Below are 22447 nucleotides of genomic sequence, written 5' to 3'. Positions count from 1 at the left end.
GTGAGGATCGGTGCATGATCCTTTCTCATGATGTGGACGGCCCCGAGAGCGGGCCCGCCGTCGTCCTGCTGCACTCCTCCGTCTGCGACCGGCGGATGTGGGACCCCCAGTGGCGACCCCTGGCCGAGGCCGGGTTCCGGGTGATCCGGCCGGACTTCCGGACCTGCGGGGACTCCCCCGCCGCCGAAGCGCCGTACAGCGACCACGGCGACGTACGGGAGCTGCTCGACCACCTCGGCGTGCGCCGGGCGGCCCTGGTCGGGAGCTCCTACGGCGGCCGGATCGCGCTGCAGGTGGCCGCGCTGCACCCGGAGCGGGTGACCTCGCTGCTGCTGCTCTGCGCGGGCCGGCCCGGCCACGAGCCGAGCGCGGAGCTGCGGGCGTTCGGGGCGGCCGAGGACGCCCTGCTCGACGCGGGCGACCTGGCCGGCGCGGCCGGGCTGAACGCCCGCACCTGGCTCGGCCCGGACGCCGACGCCGACGCGCACGCCCTCGTACGGGCCATGCAGCTGCGGAACTTCGAGACCGGCCTGGCCGTCACCGAGAGCCACGAGCTCCCCGAGGCCCCGGTGGAGCTGTCGGCCGTGACCGCCCCCGTCCTCGCCGTCGGCGGCGCCCACGACCATCCGGACTTCCGCCGCATCGCCGCCGAGATCCCCGCGCTCGTCCCGGGGGCGCGGCACCTGGAACTGCCCTGGGCGGGGCACCTGCCGTCACTGGAGCGCCCGGCGGAGACGACCCGGCTGATCGTGGACTTCCTCCGCTCCTGAAGACCCCCGCCACTTCGCTTGAACTTGTTCAAAAAACGGCCTACAGTCAGTCCTGCCAACAAGTTGAACACGTTCAAGGGGGCTGAGGGCTATGGACCTCACCGTGGTCGCGTACGTCATCTACCTGCTCATCAGCATCGGCCTCACCGTCTGGGTGGCCCGCACGCTCAGCCGCAACGGGCGCGTCTTCATAGGCGACGTCCTCGCGGGGAACGAGAAGCTCGCCGACGCGGTCAACCAGCTCCTCGTGGTCGGCTTCTACCTCGTGAACATCGGCTTCGTGACCCTCTACCTGCGCTCGGCCGATGAGATCACCGAGGCCCGCGGCCTCTTCGAGGCGCTGTCGGTCAAGCTCGGCGTCGTCCTGCTGGTGCTCGGGGTCATGCACCTCGGCAACGTGTGGGTGCTCAACAAGATGCGCCGCCGGGGCATCATGGAGGGCCAGCAGATCCCGCCGCTCCCCCCGCAGGGGTGGACCGCGCCGGCCGGGGCCTGACCGGTGGCCGCGCCGGGGCGTGCGGTCCACCACCTGACCGTGCTCTACGACGCCGACTGCCCGCTCTGCGTGCACATCCGGCACTGGCTGCTCGGGCAGCACTGGCTGGTCCCGCTACGGCTGATCCCCGCCGCGTCCTTCGAGGCGCGGCGGCGGTTCCCGGAGCTCGACCACGCCTCCACCCTCCGCGAGATCACCGTCGTCGGGGACTCGGGGCAGGTGTGGACCGGGACGGACGCCTTCATCGTCTGCCTGTGGGCGCTGACCGAGCACCGGCCCCGGGCCAACTGGCTGGCCACTGCGGCCGGCCGGCCCTTCGCCCGGGCCGCCATGTACACGGCCTCCGCATGGCGGCAGGCGGTACGGACGGAGGGCGGTACGGACAACGAGACGGAGTCGGAGGGACCAGCCTGTGACGACCATTGCCCCGTCCCCCGATAGGCTCATCCACCGTGACTGATCAGAAGGCTCCCAAGAGCGAGCAGACCCGCACGCTCATCCTCGAAACCGCGCTCCGGCTCTTCCAGGAGCGCGGCTTCGACAAGACGACGATGCGGGGTATCGCGAAGGAGGCCGGTGTCTCGGTCGGCAACGCCTACTACTACTTCGAATCGAAGGAACACCTGGTCCAGGGGTTCTACGACCGGATCGGCGCGGCACACCAGGCAGCGGTCCGGCCCATCCTGGACAGCGAGACCGATCTGCAGAAGCGGTACGCGGGCGTGTTGACGACCTGGATGGACATCGCGGCCCCCTACCACGAGTTCGCCTCCCAGTTCTTCAAGAACGCCGCGGACCCGGAGAGTCCGCTCAGCCCCTTCTCCCCGGAGTCGGAGGCCGCGCGGCAGGCGGCGATCAGCATCCACCGCGAGGTACTGGCCGGCGCGAAGACCAAGGTGCCGGCCGAACTGGCCGACGTACTGCCCGAGCTGATGTGGCTCGCGCAGATGGGCCTGGTCCTCTACTGGGTCTTCGACCGTTCGCCGAACAGCGAGAAGACCCGCCGGCTCGCCGAGCGCGGCGCGCAGCTCACCACGCGGGGCATCGTGCTGGCCCGGTTCCGGGTGCTGCGGCCGCTGGTGCGCGAAGTGCACGAGCTGTTCGCGGACTTCCTGCCCGGGATGGCGCAGACGGCGACGGCGGGGGCCCGCAAGCGGGCCTCGGACCCCGACCCGGAAGCCCCTTAGAGCCAGTTCAGCTCCCACAGGCGCCAGACCCCGGTGCCGTCGGAGAGGTACTGGGTTCCGGTGACGGAGTCGCGGGACATCACGTAGTCCTTCTTCTGCCAGATCGGCACCATCGGGGCCTGCTGGGCGACGGCCTTCTGGAGCTCGCGGAAGTCGGCGGCCGCGGCGGACCGGTCCGAGTGGGACTGCGTACGGGTGATCAGGTCGTCGACGCGGTGGTCGGAGAAGCCGTTGTTCATGGAGGAGTCGGCGCCGACGAGCGGGGCGAGGAAGTTGTCCGCGTCCGGGAAGTCGGCGATCCACCCGATCGCGTAGGCGTCGAACTCCCCGGCCGCGTACGCCTTCTGGAAGTCGCCCCACTTCTCGACCGGCTTGATCGTCAGCTGGAACAGGCCGGTGGCTTCCAGCTGGCGCTTGAGCTCCTCGGCCTCGGGGAGGTTCGCGCCGCGCACGTTGACGCCGAGGCCGAGGGCGACGGGCGTGGCGATCCCGGCGTCCTTGAGCAGCTTCTTCCCGGTCGCGCCGCTCGGCGTCGGATAGGCGTCGAAGAACGGCGTGCTGTGGCCCGCGACGCCGGCCGGGACGAGGGAGTACAGCGGGGTGACGGTGCCCGAGTAGACCTCGGTGGCCAGCTTGGGCCGGTCGAGCACGGCGGCGACGGCCTGGCGGACGGCGAGCGGCGCGGCGGGCGAGCCGGGTCGGACGTTGAAGACCAGGGAGCGGGTCTCGGTGCCGCCGGAGGCCTGGTAGCGGGTGTCCTTCATGCCCGGGTTGAGGGCGGCGAGCACGGCGGGCGGCATCTCCCGGTGGGCCACCTCGATCTCTCGGGCGTTCCACGCCTTGTCGAGCTGCGCGGAGCCCCCGTAGTACCTGACGGTGACGGCGGCGCGGGCGCGTTTGGCCTGGCCCGCGTACGCGTCGTTGGGCAGCAGCTCGGCGCTGGTGCCGGCCTTGTACGCGCCGAGCCTGTACGGGCCGGAGCCGTCGACCTTGCCGTCCTCGCGCAGCGCCTTCGCCGGGTACTTGTCCTTGTCGACGATGGAGGCGGCGCCCGTCGCGATCTTGAAGGGGAAGGTGGCGTCGCGGGCCGAGAGGTTGAAGGTGACCGTGCGGCCCTCTGCCTTGACCGACTCCAGGGTGTTGAAGAGCGGCGCCGGGCCCTGGTCGGAGTTGATCGCCTTGATCCGGTCGAAGGAGTGCTTGACGTCCTCGGCGGTGATCTGGCGGCCGTTCGAGAACGCCACGTCCGGCCGGAGCTCGCACTGGTACGTGGTGAGCTTCTGGCCGATGAACTGGCACGAGGAGGCGGCGTCCGGCACGGGGGTGTCGGCGCCGGGCTTGATGGTCAGCAGCGACTGGTAGACGTTGCTGTACAGGGCCCAGGAGCCGGCGTCGTACGCCCCGGCGGGGTCGAGGGCGGAGACGACGTCGCTGGTGCCGACCCGGATGGCGCCCCGGTCGCCGCCCTCCCAGGGCACCAGCTGCCAGGCGCCCACTCCGGCCGCGCCGAGGACCAGCCCGGCCACGATGATCTTCGAGCCGACAGACGGCATCCCGCGAACCCCACCCCTGTATCCGGAGACAGAACCCCACTGTCCGATTACCGGATACCGGCCATCCCATCACGGAATTTCAGCCACCGGAAGGCGCCGTTGTGACCGATCGGACGTGGTTCGCTGCCGGTTGGTGAGGGTCAGGCCTGATATGAGGCGAGTTCGACCACCGTGATGTCGGAGGGCGCGCCCACCCGGACCGGGGGCCCCCAGGCCCCCGCCCCGCGGGACACGTACAGCTGGGTGTCCCCGTAGCGCTCCAGGCCGGCCACGGTGGGGTTGGCGAGCTCGGCGAGGTAGTTGCCGGGCCAGAGCTGGCCGCCGTGGGTGTGGCCGGAGAGCTGGAGGTCGACGCCGTGCCGGACGGCGTCGTGGATGACCACGGGCTGGTGCGCGAGGAGCACGGCGGCCCGCGCCCGGTCGCGGTCGCCGAGGGCCGCCTTGAAGTCGGGGCCCTCCCCCTCGCTCTCGCCCGCGATGTCGTTCACGCCGGCGAGGTCGAAGTACGGCAGGGACCGGCGGGCGTTCTCCAAGGGGGTCAGGCCGAGCTCGCGGACGTGGTCCACCCACTGCCGGGCGCCGGAGAAGTACTCGTGGTTCCCGGTGACGAAGTACGCGCCCTGGCGCGCGGCCAGCCGCCGCAGCGGCTCGGCGGCGGGCCCGAGGTCGTCGACGTCACCGTCGACGAGGTCGCCGACGATGGCGATCAGGTCGGGCTGGGTGCGGTTGACGGTGTCGACGATCCGCTGGGTGTGGGCGCGGCCGAGGATCGGACCGAGGTGGACGTCGCTGACGACGGCGATCCGGAACCCGTGTGCCGCACGGGGCAGTTTGGCCAGGGGGACCCGGACCCGCCGCACGCTCGGACCGCGCAGGACTCCGTACGCCCCGTTCCCGACCGTCGCGACGGCCACGGCGGCGGCCGCCCCGCCGATCGCCCGCGCGACGAACCTCCGGCGGTCCAGCAGTTCGGCCGTGTCGCCTGCGGCGGGCTCGGCGGGGGAGGTACGGCCCTGCGGCCCCGGCACGCCGCTGGCGGCCGGGCCCTCCGCGGGGTGCTCCGCAGTGCGCGCGGCAGGGCCCGCCGGGGTGGCTGCCAGGGCCGCGCCCTGCCCGGGCGACTCGGCGGCGGCACCATTCAGCCCCGCCGGCGACCCCGGTGCGGGGTCCGGGGTGGAGCCCCGTGCCTCCCCCGAGGTGGCCCCCTGGGCCAGACGGCGGAGCAACAGCGCGCGGATCGGCTCCGCGACCAGCATCGTCAGGGTCAGGTACAGGAGCACCGCGAGCCAGAGGAACCCCGGCCAGGCCACCGTCTGCTGGAGCCAGAAGGGGGCGCCGCCGCGGCCCGTGGTGAGGGCGGCCACAGAGAGGAGCGGCAGGGCGATGACGAGGACCGTGCCGATCCGCCGGGGCAGGCCGCCGGCGACCGTGGTGTCGCGCACCAGCCGGATCCAGAGCCAGCGGTGGACCAGTACCAGGAGGGCGAGGACCGCCAGGGCGACCAGCGCGAACATCACGATCTTCATGCGGAGTGGCCCTCGTCCGTTCCCTCGCGCGATGCGCGCCGCAGTGCCCGGACCCCGCGCAACCCGATCACACCGACGGCCGTCCCCAGGAGGAAGGACGTCACCGCGAGCGTCAGGTGGACCCAGAAGTAGGACGTGGGGTCACCGGCCGCATCAAACGCCAGGCCACTGCCGTTCTTCCACAGGTTCCGGACGAAAGACACCCAGATGAACCAGCTCCACACTCCGAAGGCGAGCAGGAACCAGGAGGCGGTACGGCTGAGTTTCATGCCCTCAGTATCGGATTCTTCCCCAGGACGGACGCGCCGGGGTGGGCTGTCCCGGCGGAGCTTGCGCCGAATTGGCCGGTCCGTGGCGACGATCAGCTCATCGGGATGTACTTTCACCTGCGTGTCCGCCAAGAAGACCGCGCTGACGGTCCTTATCCCCGCGCTGCTCGTCCCGGCGATGCTCGCGGCCCCCGCGCACGGCGCGCCGTCCCCGCCGGCCGACGGGAAGGGCAGGCCCGCCAAGGCCCGGCAGGCCCCGGCCCCGCCCGCGTCGATGTCCACGGTCGGCGGGACGCAGCTCGGCCAGCCGGGGACGCAGGTCAATCTGCTGCCCGGCGCGCCCGCGCTGCCCGGGAACCTCTCGGGCCGGTCCTGGATCGTGGCGGACGCCGAGTCCGGCGAGGTCCTCGCGGCGCACAACGCGCACTGGCGGCTCCCGCCGGCCTCCACGATGAAGATGCTCTTCGCGGACACCGTGCTGCCGAGCCTGCCCAAGGAACAGGTCCACAAGGTCACCTACGAGGACATGGAGGGCGTCGGCCCGGGCAGCAGCATGGTCGGGGTGAAGGAGGAGCACGAGTACTCCGTCCACGACCTGTGGCTCGGGGTGTTCCTCAAGTCGGGCAACGACGCCGTGCACGTGCTTTCGGCCATGAACGGCGGCATCGACAAAACCGTCAAGGACATGCAGGCGCACGCCGAGGAGCTCCAGGCGCTGGACACCCACGTGGTGTCCCCGGACGGGTACGACGCCCCGGAGCAGGTGTCGAGCGCGTACGACCTCACCCTGATCGCCCGCTCCGGGCTGCAGAAGCAGGACTTCCGGGAGTACTGCGGGACGGCCGAGGCGAAGTTCCCCGGCAGGCAGGAGGCCGGGAAGCCGCGCGAGTACTTCGAGATCCAGAACACCAACCGGCTCATGACGGGCGCGGACGGGATCGCCCCGTACAAGGGGATCGCCGGGGTGAAGAACGGCAACACCTCGATGGCCGGGGCCACCTTCACCGGCGCCGCGCAGCAGGGTTCGCGGAAGCTGCTGGTCACCGTCATGAACCCCGACGGCGCGTCGAACGAGGTGTACAAGCAGACCGCCTCGCTCCTCGACTGGGGCTTCGCGGCGGCCGGCAAGGTCAGGCCGGTGGGTGAACTGGTGCCGCCGAAGAGCGCCGACACCTCCTCCCACGGCTCACCGGCCCAGTCGCACGAGAACAATCCGTCGGCGGCCGGCGCGGGCTCGGGCGGCATCGGCACCGCGCTCGGCGTGGCGGGCGGCGCCCTGGCGGTCCTGGCGGGCGGCGCCTACGTCGTCAACCGCCGCTGGCCGCGCGGCCGCCGGGGGCGGGGCGAGGACCTGGTGTAGGGCCGCGGCCACCGGACGCGCAGACCCCCGCGGCGCAGACCCCCGCGGCGCAGGCCCCCAAGACGCGCGTCCCACGCCGCGGGGGTCTGCGGCCGTCCGGTCAGAAGGTGCGCTCGGTGAACCAGGTGGCCTGGCTGCTCGGGTCGGTCAGGTCGACGGTGGTGCCGGAGAGGCGCCCGCTCGCGTCCTGCGTCAGGTCCACCCGCACCGTGGCGTTGGTCTGGTAGAGGTACCAGACCCCGCCGGCGTAGAAGTTGGCGGCCCGGCTCTCCCTCGCGGCGACCGGACGGGCGGCGTCGGTGGCGCTCGCCGGGGCCGCGAGGCCGGCCCCGCCGATGGTGAGGAGAACGGCGGCGGCGGTCGTGGTGAGGAGCGTGCGCGAACGGCGTGCAGCGGACATGAGCCCTGGCTTCACTCGAACGAGTCGGCAGCGCCTCTCACCTGGGGTTTCGAGCGTTCCCCGGTATTTCCGGAGGGCTCTGGCGCGGCCTCCGCCGCACCCTCGCCGGGATCTTCGGCCGGATCCTCCGCGCCGTCGCCGTCCTCGTCGTCGCGGGTGGCCGTCCAGGAGGCCACGAACAGCAGCAGCTTCGCCGTGAAGTTGATCCACAGCAGCAGGGCGATCGGCGTGCCGAAGGCCCCGTACATGCTCTTCGCGGCGACCTCCCGCATGTAGCCGCTCAGCAGCAGCTTCAGCAGCTCGAAGCCGACCGCGCCGATGAGGGCCGCCTCGATCAGGCGGCGGCGCGGCGGCTCGACGCCGGGCAGCAGGGTCAGCAGGTAGAGCAGCAGCAGGAAGGCCGCCACGACGCCCACACCGAAGCCGGCGCCCCGCAGCAGCCCGCCGCCGACGCCGCTCTGCGGGATGCCCAGCCACTCGGCGGTCTTGCCGACCGCGCTGGACCCGAAGATCGAGGCCGCGGCGGAGGCCAGGCCCACCCCGCCGAGGCCGAGGAGGACCAGCCCGTCCTTGCCCTTGCGGACGATGGGGTTCCCCAGGTCCTCGTCGTCCTTCTCCCACACCGCGCGCAGGCAGTCCCGCATCGATCCCACCCAGCCGATGCCGGTGAAGAGGAGCAGCGCGCCGGCGACGAGGCCGACCGTGCCCGCGTTCGCGACGAGCCCGTCGATGTCGAGCTGGTCGGAGATGCCGGGAACCTGTTCGGCGAGGTTCTTCTCCAGCCGGTCCAACTGCTCGTCGCTGAGCAGCGCGGCGCCGATCGCGGCGGCCACGGTGATCAGCGGGAAGAGCGCGAGGAAGCTGATGAAGGTGATCGCGGCGGCGAGCCGGCTCCAGTGCACACGGTCGAGTCGTTGGTACGAACGCCACGCGTGCGTCCGCATCAGACGGGCCGCGAGTGGCCCGATCACCGGAATCTTCGTCAGCCAGTCCATACGGTCACCGTAAATGAGCTGACGGAAATAGCCGGGATTGTCGGGTTCGGGGACTACGGTCGTCCATTGTGACTTTTCGCCCGACGACTCTTCCGTTCCACACCCTCGTCCTACGGAGGCTGCGGTTCCGCGCCCGGCACGCCCTGCGGCCGCTCCGTCAGCGGGGCCGTACCGTCGCCGCTGTCGCCGCGTCGGCGGGCGCGCCCGGCTGTGCCGGGACGCCGGTCGGGCCCGTGCCGAAAGGGTATTCGCGCAGCTTGCGCCAGACCCCGTCGGAGCCCTGCTCGTAGAGCGCGAAGCTGTCGCAGACCCACTCGGCGGCGTACTCGGCGAGGGTGCTGAACGCCAGGTCCATCGCTTCCTCGGAGATCCCGTGGGCGACGGTGACGTGCGGGTGGTACGGGAACGCCAGCTCGCGGCTCAGCGGACCCTCCGGATCGCGGACCTCGCCCTGGAGCCTGGTGCAGCCCGCGCCGCCCTCGACGACCTGGACGAAGACGACCGGCGACAGGGGCCGGAAGGTGCCCGTCCCTGCCAGCCGCATCCGGAAGCCCCGGAAGGCCTCCGCGACCTCGGCCAGGTGGGCCCGGATCGCCGGCAGCCGGTCGGCCTCCACCTCGGTGGGCGGCACGAGGGTGACATGCGTGGGAATACCGTGCGCGGCGGCGTCCCCGAAGCCGGCGCGCAGCTCCTGGAGCTGGCTGCCGTACGGCTCCGGGACCGCGATCGAAACGCCGAGCGTTACGGTCCCCACGTATGTCTCCTCCGTCGTTCGAGTGTGTGCTGTCGCCCCAGTGTGGGGCCAGCACCCCCTGTCTCGCCAGGGCCCTCTGTCGTCAGTGCTTGGCGGGCAGGAAACCGAGCCGGTCGTAGGCCTGCGCGAGGGTCTCGGCGGCCACCGCGCGGGCCTTCTCCGCGCCCTTGGCCAGGATGGAGTCCAGCGTCTCCGGGTCGTCCAGGTATTCCTGGGTGCGCTGCTTGAAGGGTGTGACGAAGTCGACCATCACGCCGGCCAGGTCGGTCTTCAGCGCGCCGTAGCCCTTGCCCTCGTACGAGGCCTCCAGCGCCGGGATCGACTCGCCCGTCAGGGTGGAGAGGATCGTGAGCAGGTTGCTGACGCCGGGCTTGTTCTCCGTGTCGAAGCGGATCACGGTGTCGGTGTCGGTGACCGCGCTCTTGATCTTCTTCTCGGTGGCCTTGGGCTCGTCGAGGAGGTTGATCAGGCCCTTGGGGGACGACGCGGACTTCGACATCTTGATCGCCGGGTCCTGGAGGTCGTAGATCTTCGCGACCTCCTTGACGATGTGCGCGGCGGGCAGGGTGAAGGTCTGGCCGAAGCGCTGGTTGAAGCGCTCGGCGAGGTCGCGGGTCAGCTCGATGTGCTGGCGCTGGTCCTCGCCCACGGGGACGGCGTTCGCCTGGTAGAGCAGGATGTCGGCGACCTGGAGGATCGGGTACGTGAACAGGCCGACGCTGGCGCTGTTGACCCCGCCCTTGGCGGACTTGTCCTTGAACTGGGTCATCCGGCTGGCCTCGCCGAAACCGGTGATGCAGTTCATGACCCAGCCGAGCTGCGCGTGCTCGGGCACGTGGCTCTGGACGAAGAGCGTGCAGCGCTCGGGGTCCAGGCCGGCGGCCAGGAGCTGGGCGGCGGAGAGCCGGGTGTTCGCGCGGAGGTCCTTCGGATCCTGCGGCATGGTGATCGCGTGCAGGTCGACGACCATGTAGAAGGCGTCGTGCGTCTCCTGCAGGGCGACGTACTGGCGAATGGCTCCGAGGTAGTTCCCGAGGTGGAACGAACCGGAGGTGGGCTGGATGCCGGAGAGCGCGCGAGGACGATCAGAAGCCATGGCCCCATTCTCTCAGGTGCGGGGGCGGGCTCGGGCCCGCCGCTGGCCGGAACCTTCCGTGGCCGCAGGCCCGCGGGGCGGCCGGCCACCGCCGGATGCCGGGGCCCGTCCCGGTACCCGGCGGTAGCGCGGTGGCCGGATCTCACCCCGACCGAGCGGCCGCCGCCGAGTGGGCCGGGGCCCAGCCGCTGCGCGGGGGCTGGATTTGGCTGCTGTCGTCCGCCAGGTGCGGCTGGATTACCCGTAGGGCAATTCCAGCCCCTCCGGCGTTTGAGGAGCGGGGGTCCGGGGGCAGAGCCCCCGGCAACGGCGCCGCGGGTCAGGACAGGGGGAGGCCCGGGGCCGGGAAGTCGGCCATCAAGGCCGTGACCTCGGCCCTGATCGCCCCGAGCTCGGCCTCGTCCCCCTTCGCCGCGGCCGCGACGGCCCGGGAGATCCACTCCGCGACCACCGGCATGTGCTCGGCCCCCAGGCCCCGGGAGGTCAGCGACGGCGTGCCGATCCGGATCCCCGAGGGGTCGAACGGCTTGCGCGTGTCGAAGGGGACGGTGTTGTAGTTGACCACGATGCCCGCCCGGTCCAGGGCCTTGGCCGCGACCTTGCCCGGAACCCCGCGCGAGGTGAGGTCCAGCAGGATCAGGTGGTTGTCCGTACCGCCCGAGACCAGGTCGAAGCCCCGCTCCAGCAGGGCCGCCGCCAGCGCCTTCGCGTTGGCGACGACCGCGTGGGCGTACGAGACGAAGGACGGCTGCGCGGCCTCGTGGAGCGCCACCGCGATGCCGGCCGTGGTCTGGTTGTGCGGCCCGCCCTGCAGGCCCGGGAAGACCGCCTTGTCGATGGCCTTCGCGTGCTCCTCCCGGCACATCAGCATCGCGCCGCGCGGACCCCGCAGGGTCTTGTGCGTGGTCGTGGAGATGACGTCCACGTGCCCCGCCGGGGACGGGTGCGCGCCGCCCGCGATCAGGCCCGCGATGTGCGCCACGTCCGCGACCAGGATCGAGCCCGCCTCCTCGGCGATCGACGCGAAGGCCGCGAAGTCGATCGTGCGCGGGAGGGCGGTACCGCCACAGAAGATGATCTTCGGCCGCTCGGCGAGGGCCAGCTCGCGCACCGCGTCGTAGTCGATCAGGCCGGTGTCCGCCTGGACGCCGTACTGGACGCCCCGGAACCACGAGCCCGTCGCCGAGACGCCCCAGCCGTGGGTGAGGTGCCCGCCCATCGGCAGGGCCATGCCCATCACCGTGTCGCCGGGCTTCGCGAAGGCCAGGTAGACGGCGAGGTTCGCCGGGGAGCCCGAGTACGGCTGCACGTTCGCGTGGTCCACGCCGAACAGGCCCTTGGCCCGCTCGATCGCCAGGGCCTCGACGCGGTCGATGTTCTGCTGGCCCTCGTAGTAGCGGCGGCCCGGGTAGCCCTCGCTGTACTTGTTCTGCAGCACGGTGCCGGAGGCTTCGAGGACGGCGGCGGAGACGTAGTTCTCGCTGGGAATCAGGCGCAGCGTCTCGGCCTGAAGGGTCTCCTCCGCCGCGACGAAGGACGCCAGTTCGGGGTCGGTCGCGAGAAGGGCGGGATGACGGTGGTTCGCGCTCATGGCGGCTCCTCCGGGGTCGATTTCGTATCTCGTCCCCGCGAGGCCCAGGCGAGCGGCCCTGTGTGCGGTCGTACGCGCACGACTCCCCCGGAGTTGGTTCTCCGTACGCCAGTCGCCGTGCGTACCGCCCACCTTAGCGGGCGCGCCACGAGAAAGGTTTCTCCGTCCGGTATACGAGCGAGGATGGAAAGTGACGCCACCCTCGTCACAGGCCTGACGGACGATCGGAGACCCCGTGTCGACAACTGCTGATGCCATCCGTTCCGCCGACGCGCACAGCGCGCACAACTACCACCCGCTGCCCGTCGTCGTCGCCTCCGCGGAAGGCGCGTGGATGACCGACGTGGAGGGCCGCCGCTACCTCGACATGCTCGCCGGCTATTCGGCCCTCAACTTCGGGCACGGACACCGCCGGCTGCTCGACGCCGCCCACGCCCAGCTGGAGCGGGTCACTCTCACTTCGCGCGCCTTCCACCACGACCGGTTCGCCGAGTTCTGCACCGAGCTCGCCGAGCTGTGCGGCAAGGACATGGTGCTGCCCATGAACACGGGCGCGGAGGCCGTGGAGACGGCCGTGAAGACGGCCCGCAAGTGGGGCTACGAGGTCAAGGGCGTCCCGGACGGGCACGCCAAGATCGTGGTCGCCGCCGACAACTTCCACGGCCGGACCACCACCATCGTCTCCTTCTCCACGGACCACGAGGCCCGCGACCACTTCGGCCCGTACACCCCGGGCTTCGAGATCGTCCCGTACGGCGACCTCACCGCGCTCGCCCACGCCGTCACCGAGAACACCGTCGCCGTGCTGCTGGAGCCGATCCAGGGCGAGGCGGGGGTCCTGGTGCCGCCCGCCGGATACCTGCGGGGCGTACGGGAGCTCACGCGCGAGCGGAACGTCCTGTTCATGGCGGACGAGATCCAGTCGGGCCTCGGCCGGACCGGGAAGACCTTCGCGTGCGACCACGAGGGGGTCGTCCCGGACCTCTACGTCCTGGGCAAGGCGCTCGGCGGCGGCGTGGTGCCGGTGTCGGCCGTCGTCGGCGACCGGGACGTGCTCGGGGTGTTCAAGCCCGGCGAACACGGGTCCACCTTCGGCGGGAACCCGCTCGCCTGCGCCGTGGCCCTGGAGGTGATCGCGATGCTGCGCACCGGCGAGTACCAGCAGCGCGCCGCCGAGCTCGGCGACCACCTGCACCGGGAGCTGAACCTGCTGGTCGGCGGGGGCGCGGTGACCGCCGTACGCGGGCGCGGGCTGTGGGCGGGCGTCGACATCGACCCCGCGCTCGGGACGGGCCGGGACATCTCCGAGAAGCTGATGGAGCTGGGGGTGCTGGTGAAGGACACCCACGGGTCGACGATCCGCATCGCCCCGCCGCTGGTGATCAGCAAGGAGGACCTGGACTGGGGGCTGGACCAGCTCAGGTCGGTGCTGTCCGCGTAGCCGCCGCTACAGGATCACGTGGGGCAGGAACCGGGCGTACTCGTCCGTGACCGGCCCCGCCGATTCGCGGATGCCGAGCCCCGCCGCCTCGTCCTCGACGACCCACGCGCCGAGCACCACCCGGTTGCCGTCGAAGTCAGGCAGCGGGGCCAGGCCCTGGAAGCAGTACCGCTCGTCCGGGTCCGGTACGAACGCCTCGCCGCCGGCCTCGTGGAGGGTGACGCCGGCGCCCTCGCGGCCCAGCAGCGGCTTCGCGACGTAACCGGTGGTGCTTGCGAGCTCGTGCGGGCCGTCGAGGTAGGCGGGCAGCAGGTTCGGGTGCTCCGGGAAGAGCTCCCAGAGGACCGCGAGCAGGGCCTTGTTGGAGAGCAGCATCTTCCACAGCGGCTCGATCCAGCAGGTGGTGCCGCTGCCGCCGCCGAGGTCGTACGTGCCGAGGACCATGGGGCCGAACTCGTCCGTGGCCAGCCACTCCCACGGGTAGAGCTTGAAACAGCCGCGGATGAAGCGGAGCTTGTCGTCCACGAACCGGCCGGAGAGGCTGTCCCAGCCGATCTGCTCGACGGACAGGGCGTGCGTGTCGATGCCGGCCTGTTCGGCGGTCTCCTGGAGGTAGGCGACCGTCATCAGGTCCTCGCCGAGCTCGTCGGTCTCGGAGTGCGCGAAGTGCAGCGGGCCGGGCGGCAGCAGTTCGGCCTGCCGGCGCCAGGCGTCGACGAGCCGCTCGTGGAGGGAGTTCCACTGGTCGGCGCCGGGGAAGCGCTCCTCCATCCAGAACCACTGCGGGCTCGCCGCCTCCACGAGGGAGGTCGGGGTGTCGGCGTTGTACTCCAGCAGCTTGGCGGGGCTGCCGGTGCCGTCGTAGCGCAGGTCGAAGCGGCCGTAGAGGGAGGGCTGTTCGGCGCGCCGCCGCCAGGACTCGGCGACGAGCCCGGCGAGGCGGGGGTCGGTGATGCCGAGGTCGGCGAAGCGGTCGTTGTCGACGATGTGCGCGGCCGCGGCCAGGCACATGGCGTGCAGCTCCTCGACGACGTTCTCCAGGGCCTCCACCTCGGGGAGGGAGAAGGAGTAGTACGCGCTCTCGTCCCAGTAGGGGCGCAGGGAGTCGTCGGGGTAGCGGGTCAGGGGGTAGATCAGGCCCTGTTCCTCGACGGTCTTCTGCCAGTCGGGCCGGGGCTCGATGGTGTGCCGCTTCATGTCCCGTGTTCCTCGCCCTGTCGCTCAGCCGCCGGAGGAACCGGAGCTGCTGTGGCCGCCGATGCCGCCCCGGGTGACGGCGGACTTGTCGAAGCTGCCGCCGCTGACCTTGCCCGCGGTGACGTAGCCGCCGTAGTAGTAGGAGCCGCGGCCGCCGCTCTTGCACTCCTTGTTGTTCAGGTGCTCCAGAGTGGAGCGGGACGCGCAGCGCTTGTCCGGCTCGTTGCTGCTGCCGCAGGCCACGAGCGTGGCCGCGAGCAGGCCCATGCCGCCGAGGGCGACCGCGCCGGAGCGCATGCGGCGCTGGTTGGTGTTGCTGCTGTCCATTTGTTGTGCTCCCCCTGGGACCCGGCGTACTGCGGGACAGATTGAAGTGCTCTCCCGGCAGCCGGGACGAGCGCGAGGCCCATCCGGTACAGGTGCAAGGCGTTCCGGGCCGCGTTGTGGTCGGCATTACCGGACCAGCCGCAGTCGGGGTTCTTGCACACGAACACAGCCTGGGACTCCCGGCTGCCGGGTGTGATGAAACCACACGCGGAGCAGCGCTGGGAGGTGCCGGGGCGGGAACCTTGTGCAGGGTGCCACCGCGCCGGACGGCCTTGTACGTCAGCAGCTCGACCGTGCGACCCCATGCCTCACCGCTGATGGAGCGGTTGAGTCCGGATTTCTGCGCGACGTTCTTCCCCGGCCGCTCAAGGGTTCCCCTGGCGGACTTGACCATGTTCGTGATGGTCAGGTTCTCCACCACGATCACACTCTACTTCGCGGCGATATCGGTGGTGATCTGGTGCTGCCAGTCCTGGCGCCTGCGCTTGGCTCTCGCGCGAAGCTGCTGGATCTGGTCGTAGGTGCGGTGCAGCCGCCGGGAGGCCTTCTCCCCGCGCTTGCGGGAACTCTTGCGGTGCGCAGCCCGCTGCTCCAGCCGGAGGGCCGAGTGCGTCCTTGACCAGCCGAGCCCCGGCGATCCTGTTCTCACCGTTGGCGCGCTTACCCACGGGCAGGTTCTTGGTCCATCGGAACCGAACCCGGCCGACCTTGGGGATGTTGACCACGCCCCAGCGCCGGTGGACGCGGGTGATGTTCAGGTGACGGCCCTGCGGGATGTCCACGGACATCACCGTCCGCAACCGGGCCTTGAAGTCAGGCGCGTCGGCGCGACCTTCCCAGCAGTTCTTCCACGCCTGGAAGTACGTCTTCAGTACAGCCTGCGCCGCCTGCGCCGGGAGGGCGCCGAGCCAGTCGATCTCTTTGCGCGCCTGGCGTATCGCAGTGTCGGCTGCCGCCAGGGAACGCTTCTCCTTGGGGAGCATCGTCCACCAGTCATGCAGGCTGTTCCACACGGTGCGGGCCGCGTGCGCCTGGTCATCCATGAGCCGAGCCTGGGCAGAGGTCAGCGCCAGTCGGGCACGATGCCCGAACTGTCGCTTCTCATACACAAGTTCCACACTCACACGGCAAAGCTATCGTTCGCCGTATATCACTACAAAGCCCTCCACCGCCGTAGGCCAGTGGCGAGAACAGAGGTAGAGCGGCGGCCCGTGGGGACGGAATCCGGCCGTCGTGAGATCTGTGACCTAGAGTCAGTTCGTGCTCATTGGGATGATTTGCGCACTGGGTGCGGCGGTCTGCTTCGGCACGGCGTCCGTTCTGCAGGCGATGGCGGCCCGGGCCGCGGAACCCGGGACGGGCTCCGGGGTGGACCCCGCGCTGCTGCTGCGGGCGGCCCGCCAGTGGCGGTACATCGTCGGCCTCGGACTGGACGGGGCCGGGTTCGTCCTCCAGATCATCGCGCTGCGCCACATCCCGATCTACGCGGTGGGCGCCGCGCTGGCGGCGAGCCTCGCCGTGACGGCGGTGGTCGCCTCGCGGCTGCTGAAGGTGCGGCTGTCGCGGACGGAGTGGGGCGCGGTCGCGGTGGTGTGCGCGGGGCTGCTGATGCTGGGGCTCGCCGCCGGGGAGGAGGGCACCGAGGAGGGCTCCCTGGCCCTCAAGCTGGGGCTGCTGGGGGTGGCGGTGCTGGTGCTGGTGGTGGGTGCGGCGGCCGGCCGGCTCCCGGACGGGCCGCGCGCGCTCGTCCTCGGCCTGGCTTCGGGGACCGGGTTCGGGGTGGTGGAGGTGGCGGTGCGGCTCATCGACTCCGTCTCCCTGCGGGAGTTGCTGAACCCGGCCCTGTACGCGCTGCTGCTGGGCGGGGGTGCGGCGTTCCTCCTCCTCACCTCGGCCCTGCAGCGGGGTTCCGTGACGGCGGCGACGGCCGGCATGGTCCTGGGCGAGACGATCGGCCCGGCGGTGGTGGGCGTGGCGTGGCTCGGCGACCGCACCCGCGAGGGCCTGACGTGGCTCGCGGTGGCGGGCTTCGCGGTGGCCCTGGCCGGGGCGCTCGCGCTGGCCCGCTTCGGGGAGCCCCCGGAGGCGTCCCCGTCCCGTGCGTAGCCGGCCCGGGGGCGGGTACCGCTGCGCGGAGCTTTCCCCCACCCCGCCCCTTCCCGAAACCGGGGGCTCCGCCCCCGGACCCCCGCGCCTCAAACGCCGGCGGGGCTGAGATTCGCTGCGCAAATCCAGCCCCGCCGCGCGGGACCCCCAGCCCCTCCGGCGTTTGAGGAGCGGGGGTCCGGGGCAGAGCCCCGGCAGCGGCGCCGCAGACGGAGACCCCCACCCGCAGCCCGCGCCACAAGGCCTACGGCAGCACCGCGGACAGGGCGGCCAGCGCCGGCGTCCACGCGCTGTCCGACGGCGTCCCGTAGCCCACGACCACCGCCGCCCGCGGCGGGAGGTCCGCCTCGGGGTGGCGGTGGCGGGACAGGCCGCCCAGCGCGAGGTCCTGCCAGGCCGCCGACTGGATCACCGAGCGTTCCGTCGCCCCCTCCGGGAGGTCCAGCACGGCGTGCAGCCCCGCCGCGATCCCCGACACCCCGACCCGGCCGGCCACCGCCGCGAGCAGTTCGTCGCGCCGCCGCCGGTACCGCAGCCGCATGCCGCGCACGTGGCGGTCGTACGCCCCCGACCTGATGAACTCCGCCAGGGTGAGCTGGTCCAGCGCGCTGGAGGTCCAGTCGGTCAGGCCCTTGACGGCCAGGACCTCCTCGACGAGCCCCGGCGGGACCACCATCCACCCCATCCGCAGCCCGGGCGCGAGGGATTTGCTGGCGGTGCCCAGGTACACGACCCGGTCCGGGTCCAGGCCCTGGAGCGCCCCCACGGGCTGGCGGTCGTAGCGGAACTCCCCGTCGTAGTCGTCCTCCAGGATCAGCCCGCCCGTGGTGCGGGCCCAGTCGACCGCGGCCGCCCGCCGGGCCGGGGTCAGCGCGACGCCCGTCGGGAACTGGTGCGCCGGGGTGAGCAGCACCGCGCCGGCGCCCGCGCCCAACTCCCCCGTACGGGCCCCCTCCTCGTCCACCCCGAGCGGGCGCGTCCGCAGGCCCGCCTTCGCCAGCAGGTCCCGGTGGATGTCGAGCCCGTACCCCTCCACCGCCACCTCCCGCACCCGGCGCGCCCGCAGCATCCCCGCCAGCAGCGTCAGCCCGTGCACGAACCCGGCGCACAGCACGATCCGCTCCGGGTCCGCGTACACCCCGCGCGCCCGCGCCAGGTAGCCGGCGAGGGCCTCGCGCAGTTCGATCCGGCCGCGCGGATCGAGCGCGTACCCGAAGGCCTCGTTCGGCGCGTCGGTCAGCGCCCGCCGGGCCGCCGTGAGCCAGGCCGCGCGCGGGAAGGCGCTCAGGTCGGGGGAGCCGGGCTGGAGGTTGTACGCGGGCCGGCCGCGCGCGGGGCGCCGTACCCGGACCGCGGTGGCGGCCGCGCTGCGGCGCGGCCGGGCCCGTTCGGCGACCCTGGTCCCGGAGCCCTGGCGGGCCGTCAGCCAGCCCTCGGCGACGAGCTCGGCGTACGCCTCCGCGACGGTGTTGCGCGCGATGCCCAGGTCGGCGGCGAGCGACCGGGAGGACGGCAGCCGGGTCCCGGCCGCCAGCCGCCCGCTGCGCGCGGCCTCCCGCAGCGCCTCGGTGAGCCCGGCCCGCAGGCCGCGCCCGGCGGAGAGGTCCAGATGCAGGTCGGCGCCGAAAGTGGCCCAGGAATCCGTCATGGATATGGACCATATCCCTGGGCCGCCCGCCTCTTAGGGTGGAACACATGACGGATACGCAGAACGCACACGAGCACACTCCCCGCCTGCAGATGGCCAAGGTCGCCCCCGAGGTCTACAAGGCCGTCGTGGCCCTGGAGATCGCCTCCAACAAGGGCCTCGACCCGGCCCTGGTCGAACTCGTCAAGATCCGCGCCTCGCAGATCAACCACTGCGCCTTCTGCCTCGACATGCACACCAAGGACGCCGTCGCGGCCGGCGAGAGCATCGAGCGCATCGTGCTGCTGGCCGCCTGGGAGGAGTCGCGGCACTTCTACACCGAGAAGGAGCTCGCGGCGATCGAACTCACCGAGGCCGTCACCGTCCTCACGGACGGCTTCGTGCCGGACGAGGTCTACGAGAAGGCCGCGAAGCACTTCGAGGAGCGCGAGCTGGCCCAGCTGATCGCCGTCATCGCGACGATCAACGTCTGGAACCGGATCGGCGTCACCACCCGCCTGGTGCCGGGCCACTACACCCCGGGCATGTACAAGGTCTGATCGTCCGGGGGGGGTCTGGTCATTCGGGCCGGAAGGACTCCAGGGCCGCCGTCAGGTTCGCGCGCACCGTCGTGCCGTCGGCCGCCGCGGCCCGTCTTCGCCCGGCGCCGTTTGATCCGCCCGGCGGCGCTCAGCAGGGCGATCGGGAGCAGCAGGAAGACCAGGAGCACCTGGGCCAGGACCAGCCCGAGGCCCCACACCCCCAGCACGGCCGAGGCCCAGGCCACTTCGGCGCGGCGGGCCTGGAGCGCGTGCGCGAGGACGCGGCTCCCGTCGAAGCCGTAGGAGGGGGCGACGAAGCGCTCCTCGTGGACGTAGAGCTCCTGGATCACCCGGTCGCGGTACTCGGCGTCGAGATACGCGCCGGCGCACAGCAGCCGGCCCGCTTCGCTCAGCGCGGGGTCCACGGGCGGTTTGTGGTCCGCAGTGCCTGTCACCGATTCCCCCTTGTCGGTGTGCGGAGGGGAAAAGGTAGGGGCCGTGGTCGCGCACGGCACAGGCGGGATCACGCCGAAAGCCCCGGCGCGAACGCGCCGGGGCTTTCGGGGACGGATCAGATCAGATCAGGCCGAGCTCGCGCACCGCGTCGCGCTCCTCGACGAGCTCCGCCACGGACGCGTCGATGCGCGCACGGGAGAACTCGTTGATGTCCAGGCCCTGGACGATCTCGTACTTGCCGTCCTTGGTGGTGACGGGGAAGGAGGAGATGATGCCCTCCGGGACGCCGTAGGAGCCGTCCGACGGGATGCCCATCGAGGTCCAGTCGCCCGCGGCCGTGCCGTTGACCCAGGTGTGCACGTGGTCGATGGCGGCGTTGGCGGCCGAGGCGGCCGAGGACGCGCCACGGGCCTCGATGATCGCGGCGCCGCGCTTGGCGACGGTCGGGATGAAGTCGTCGGCGAGCCAGGCCTGGTCGCCCACGACCTCGGCGGCGTTCTTGCCGGCGATCTCCGCGTGGAAGATGTCCGGGTACTGGGTCGCCGAGTGGTTGCCCCAGATGGTGAGGCGCTTGATGTCGGAGACGGCGGCGCCGGTCTTGGCGGCCAGCTGCGAGATCGCGCGGTTGTGGTCCAGGCGGGTCATCGCGGTGAAGCGCTCGGCCGGTACGTCCGGGGCGGCGGCCTGCGCGATGAGCGCGTTGGTGTTGGCCGGGTTGCCCACGACCAGGACCTTGATGTCGTCCGCGGCGTGCGCGTTGATCGCGGCGCCCTGCGGCTTGAAGATGCCGCCGTTGGCGGAGAGCAGGTCACCGCGCTCCATGCCCTTGGTGCGCGGGCGGGCGCCCACGAGCAGCGCGACGTTGGCGCCCTCGAAGCCCTTGTTCGGGTCGTCGAAGATGTCGATGCCGGCGAGCAGCGGGAAGGCGCAGTCGTCGAGCTCCATGGCGGTGCCCTCGGCGGCCTTCATGCCCTGGGGGATCTCCAGGAGGCGGAGCTTGACCGGCACGTCCGCGCCGAGCAGGTGGCCGGACGCGATGCGGAAGAGCAGCGCGTAGCCGATCTGGCCGGCGGCGCCGGTGACGGTGACATTCACGGGAGTGCGGGTCATGGCCTTCTCCGTTAGACAGCTGGCGGTTGGGGCGTCCCGCCCCATGTGCTGGAGGACGCCGCTCCCCAGTGAATCTTGATGTGAAGAGACATCCGCGGTCAGGCTATCCGACCTTGGAGCGGCCCGATCCCCCGGTCCCTGTGGTGCATGGCACACGAACCGGGGGGTTCGAAGGCGGAAAGGGGGTTTCCGCCCTGCGTTTCGACCCGTTCGGACTACCCCTCCGGGTGGGACCTCAGCGCACGGTGAAACGGACCGCGTCCTCCAGGAAGGGGATCTCCAGCAGCGGCTTGGGCTCTATGACCAGCGCGAGCAGCGTGATCGCCACGCCCAGCAGCCCGTACGTGACCATGTCCGTGAAGCGCGAGCGCACCGCGAGCATCCCCACCGAGGGCAGCAGGCGCCGCATCGCGGAGGCGGCGATCAGGGCCACGCCGATCACCAGGCAGCCGGCCCGCGGATGCCCGAACGCCGTGGCCAGCAGCCCGGCGGCGGTGGCGGTGAGCACCGCGAGCATCGGCCACTGGCGGACGGGTGTGGACACGGCCCCGGGCACGGCGCGTCCGCTGCCCTCCGGGCGGGCGGTGTCCGTGGTGACGGACGGGAAGCGGCGGGAGCCGGGCGGCCGCGCCACGGCCGCGTCCTCCGCGTCGGGCTCAGCCTGCACTGGTGCTCCGTTCCGCCGCCTCGACGACGTTGACCAGCAGCTGGGCGCGGGTCATGGGGCCGACGCCGCCCGGGTTCGGGGAGATCCAGGCCGCCACCTCGGCGACGCCCGGGTGCACGTCGCCGACGATCTTCCCGTTCTCGTCGCGGCTGACGCCCACGTCGAGCACGGCCGCGCCCGGCTTCACGTCCTCCGGCTTGACCAGGTGCGGGACACCGGCCGCCGCGACGACGATGTCGGCCTGGCGCAGCAGCCCGGACAGGTCGCGCGTACCGGTGTGGCAGAGCGTCACGGTGGCGTTCTCGGACTTGCGGGTCAGCAGCAGCCCGATGGACCGCCCGACGGTGATCCCGCGGCCGAGGACGACGACGTGCGCGCCGTTGATCTCGACGCCGTGGTGGCGCAGCAGTTCGACGATCCCGTACGGGGTGCAGGGCAGCGGCCCCGGCTCGTTCAGCACCAGCCGGCCGAGCGACATGGGGTGCAGGCCGTCGGCGTCCTTGAGCGGATCCATCAGCTCGAGCACCCGGTTGGTGTCGATGCCCTTGGGGAGCGGGAGTTGGACGATGTATCCCGTGCAGTCCGGATTGTCGTTGAGTTCCCGTACGACCGCTTCGATGTCCTCTTGCGAGGCGGTGGCGGGCAGTTCGCGCTGGATGGAGGCGATGCCGACCTCGGCGCAGTCCTTGTGCTTGCCGTTGACGTACCAGCGGCTGCCCGGATCGTCGCCGACGAGCAGGGTGCCGAGGCCGGGGGTGATGCCCCGGGCCTTCAGGGCCGCCACGCGGGCGGTCAGTTCGGACTTGATCGCGGCCGCGGTGGCCTTGCCATCGAGAATCTGGGCGGTCATGCACCCATCCTCCCGGATGGAGTGGCCCCGGTTCCAGTCAAGGCGCCGGGCGGGGCGTTCGCCGGTGCACGCCGTTCATTGCACTTGCACAACAAGTGACGACGGTCATCGCAACCAACTGGACAAG

The 22447-nt window shown here is 71.8% G+C and carries 22 protein-coding genes, 2 pseudogenes and 1 riboswitch; of the genes and pseudogenes, 8 read left to right on the top strand and 16 right to left on the bottom strand.

The window, feature by feature from the left end; genetic code table 11:
* The first annotated feature begins 14 nt into the window (after nt 1–14).
* The 4 genes from AB0O21_RS20230 to AB0O21_RS20215 all read left to right on the top strand — a co-directional run bounded on the left by AB0O21_RS20230 (nt 15) and on the right by AB0O21_RS20215 (nt 2453).
* Nucleotides 15–770 (top strand): alpha/beta fold hydrolase, encoded by a 756-nt coding sequence (locus AB0O21_RS20230; protein ID WP_365172507.1) that lies wholly within the window; start codon nt 15–17, stop codon nt 768–770.
* Nucleotides 771–861: 91 nt separating this feature from the next.
* The gene (locus tag AB0O21_RS20225; RefSeq protein ID WP_365172506.1) at nt 862–1266 is read left to right on the top strand and encodes a hypothetical protein; all 405 of its coding nucleotides are present in this window, start codon (nt 862–864) and stop codon (nt 1264–1266) included.
* 3 nt (nt 1267–1269) lie between these two features.
* Nucleotides 1270–1707: a DCC1-like thiol-disulfide oxidoreductase family protein gene (locus AB0O21_RS20220; protein WP_365172505.1), complete on the top strand. Its 438-nt coding sequence runs from the start codon at nt 1270–1272 to the stop codon at nt 1705–1707.
* Nucleotides 1708–1718: 11 nt separating this feature from the next.
* On the top strand, nt 1719–2453 hold the full coding sequence (locus tag AB0O21_RS20215; protein WP_365172504.1) for a TetR family transcriptional regulator: 735 nt from the start codon (nt 1719–1721) through the stop codon (nt 2451–2453).
* On the opposite strand, the gene AB0O21_RS20210 is transcribed toward AB0O21_RS20215, so the two are convergent.
* The 3 genes from AB0O21_RS20210 to AB0O21_RS20200 form a co-directional block, all read right to left on the bottom strand.
* Entirely contained in the window at nt 2450–4006 is a 1557-nt protein-coding gene (locus AB0O21_RS20210; RefSeq protein WP_365172503.1) for an ABC transporter substrate-binding protein, read from the bottom strand. The genes AB0O21_RS20215 and AB0O21_RS20210 overlap by 4 nt on opposite strands.
* A gap of 140 nt (nt 4007–4146) precedes the next feature.
* Nucleotides 4147–5532, bottom strand: a complete 1386-nt coding sequence (locus AB0O21_RS20205; RefSeq protein ID WP_365172502.1) for a metallophosphoesterase — start codon at nt 5530–5532, stop codon at nt 4147–4149.
* Complete coding sequence (locus AB0O21_RS20200; RefSeq protein WP_365172501.1) at nt 5529–5801, bottom strand: hypothetical protein; 273 nt, start codon at nt 5799–5801, stop codon at nt 5529–5531. The genes AB0O21_RS20205 and AB0O21_RS20200 overlap by 4 nt, the downstream gene beginning before the upstream one ends.
* A 121-nt stretch (nt 5802–5922) precedes the next feature.
* Between AB0O21_RS20200 and AB0O21_RS20195 the strand changes: the two genes are divergently transcribed.
* Nucleotides 5923–7161 (top strand): D-alanyl-D-alanine carboxypeptidase, encoded by a 1239-nt coding sequence (locus tag AB0O21_RS20195; protein ID WP_365172500.1) that lies wholly within the window; start codon nt 5923–5925, stop codon nt 7159–7161.
* Nucleotides 7162–7261: 100 nt separating this feature from the next.
* Here AB0O21_RS20195 and AB0O21_RS20190 read toward each other — a convergent pair whose 3' ends face one another.
* The 5 genes from AB0O21_RS20190 to glyA form a co-directional block, all read right to left on the bottom strand.
* Nucleotides 7262–7561, bottom strand: coding sequence for a hypothetical protein (locus tag AB0O21_RS20190; protein ID WP_365172499.1), 300 nt, complete (start codon nt 7559–7561; stop codon nt 7262–7264).
* An 11-nt stretch (nt 7562–7572) separates the two neighbouring features.
* On the bottom strand, nt 7573–8556 hold the full coding sequence (locus AB0O21_RS20185) for a YihY/virulence factor BrkB family protein (RefSeq protein WP_365172498.1): 984 nt from the start codon (nt 8554–8556) through the stop codon (nt 7573–7575).
* Nucleotides 8557–8713: 157 nt separating this feature from the next.
* Nucleotides 8714–9310: a 2'-5' RNA ligase family protein gene (locus AB0O21_RS20180; RefSeq protein WP_365172497.1), complete on the bottom strand. Its 597-nt coding sequence runs from the start codon at nt 9308–9310 to the stop codon at nt 8714–8716.
* Between the two features lie 82 nt (nt 9311–9392).
* Entirely contained in the window at nt 9393–10406 is a 1014-nt protein-coding gene (gene trpS / locus AB0O21_RS20175; protein WP_365172496.1) for a tryptophan--tRNA ligase, read from the bottom strand.
* Nucleotides 10407–10725: 319 nt separating this feature from the next.
* Complete coding sequence (gene glyA, locus AB0O21_RS20170; RefSeq protein WP_365172495.1) at nt 10726–11997, bottom strand: serine hydroxymethyltransferase; 1272 nt, start codon at nt 11995–11997, stop codon at nt 10726–10728.
* A 35-nt stretch (nt 11998–12032) separates the two neighbouring features.
* A riboswitch (ZMP/ZTP riboswitch) is annotated at nt 12033–12123 on the bottom strand.
* A gap of 109 nt (nt 12124–12232) precedes the next feature.
* Between glyA and rocD the strand changes: the two genes are divergently transcribed.
* A complete protein-coding gene (rocD, locus tag AB0O21_RS20165; RefSeq protein WP_365172494.1) occupies nt 12233–13438 on the top strand; it encodes an ornithine--oxo-acid transaminase in 1206 nt (401 codons plus the stop codon).
* 6 nt (nt 13439–13444) lie between these two features.
* Here rocD and AB0O21_RS20160 read toward each other — a convergent pair whose 3' ends face one another.
* From AB0O21_RS20160 to AB0O21_RS20150, 3 genes and pseudogenes are all read right to left on the bottom strand, one after another.
* Entirely contained in the window at nt 13445–14635 is a 1191-nt protein-coding gene (locus AB0O21_RS20160; RefSeq protein WP_365172493.1) for a glutathionylspermidine synthase family protein, read from the bottom strand.
* A gap of 24 nt (nt 14636–14659) precedes the next feature.
* Nucleotides 14660–14962 carry a hypothetical protein gene (locus AB0O21_RS20155; RefSeq protein ID WP_365172492.1) on the bottom strand — a complete coding sequence of 101 codons (303 nt, stop codon included), beginning with the start codon at nt 14960–14962 and terminating at the stop codon, nt 14660–14662.
* A gap of 44 nt (nt 14963–15006) precedes the next feature.
* Nucleotides 15007–16005 (bottom strand): annotated as a pseudogene (locus AB0O21_RS20150) (transposase); the annotation flags it as partial.
* A 229-nt stretch (nt 16006–16234) separates the two neighbouring features.
* Between AB0O21_RS20150 and AB0O21_RS20145 the strand changes: the two are divergent.
* Nucleotides 16235–17068, top strand: a complete 834-nt coding sequence (locus AB0O21_RS20145) for a hypothetical protein (protein WP_365172556.1) — start codon at nt 16235–16237, stop codon at nt 17066–17068.
* A 244-nt stretch (nt 17069–17312) separates the two neighbouring features.
* Here the strand turns inward: AB0O21_RS20145 and AB0O21_RS20140 are convergent, their stop codons facing one another.
* Complete coding sequence (locus AB0O21_RS20140; RefSeq protein ID WP_365172491.1) at nt 17313–18716, bottom strand: PLP-dependent aminotransferase family protein; 1404 nt, start codon at nt 18714–18716, stop codon at nt 17313–17315.
* Between the two features lie 47 nt (nt 18717–18763).
* On the opposite strand from AB0O21_RS20140, the gene AB0O21_RS20135 reads away from it, so the two are divergent.
* Nucleotides 18764–19255: a carboxymuconolactone decarboxylase family protein gene (locus AB0O21_RS20135; protein WP_365172490.1), complete on the top strand. Its 492-nt coding sequence runs from the start codon at nt 18764–18766 to the stop codon at nt 19253–19255.
* A 128-nt stretch (nt 19256–19383) separates the two neighbouring features.
* Here the strand turns inward: AB0O21_RS20135 and AB0O21_RS20130 are convergent.
* The 4 genes and pseudogenes from AB0O21_RS20130 to AB0O21_RS20115 form a co-directional block, all read right to left on the bottom strand.
* Nucleotides 19384–19692 (bottom strand): annotated as a pseudogene (locus AB0O21_RS20130) (hypothetical protein); the annotation flags it as partial.
* 121 nt (nt 19693–19813) lie between these two features.
* On the bottom strand, nt 19814–20803 hold the full coding sequence (locus AB0O21_RS20125; protein ID WP_365172489.1) for a malate dehydrogenase: 990 nt from the start codon (nt 20801–20803) through the stop codon (nt 19814–19816).
* 235 nt (nt 20804–21038) lie between these two features.
* On the bottom strand, nt 21039–21470 hold the full coding sequence (locus AB0O21_RS20120; protein WP_365172488.1) for a DUF3017 domain-containing protein: 432 nt from the start codon (nt 21468–21470) through the stop codon (nt 21039–21041).
* The gene (locus tag AB0O21_RS20115; protein WP_365172487.1) at nt 21460–22320 is read right to left on the bottom strand and encodes a bifunctional methylenetetrahydrofolate dehydrogenase/methenyltetrahydrofolate cyclohydrolase; all 861 of its coding nucleotides are present in this window, start codon (nt 22318–22320) and stop codon (nt 21460–21462) included. The genes AB0O21_RS20120 and AB0O21_RS20115 overlap by 11 nt, the downstream gene beginning before the upstream one ends.
* Nucleotides 22321–22447: the final 127 nt, after the last annotated feature.

It is taken from the genome of Streptomyces sp. NPDC091371 (genome assembly GCF_040684275.1).
GTDB lineage: Bacteria > Actinomycetota > Actinomycetes > Streptomycetales > Streptomycetaceae > Streptomyces.
Note: the sequence above shows the minus strand (reverse complement) of the source record. Positions and strands in the feature narration are given on the sequence as shown.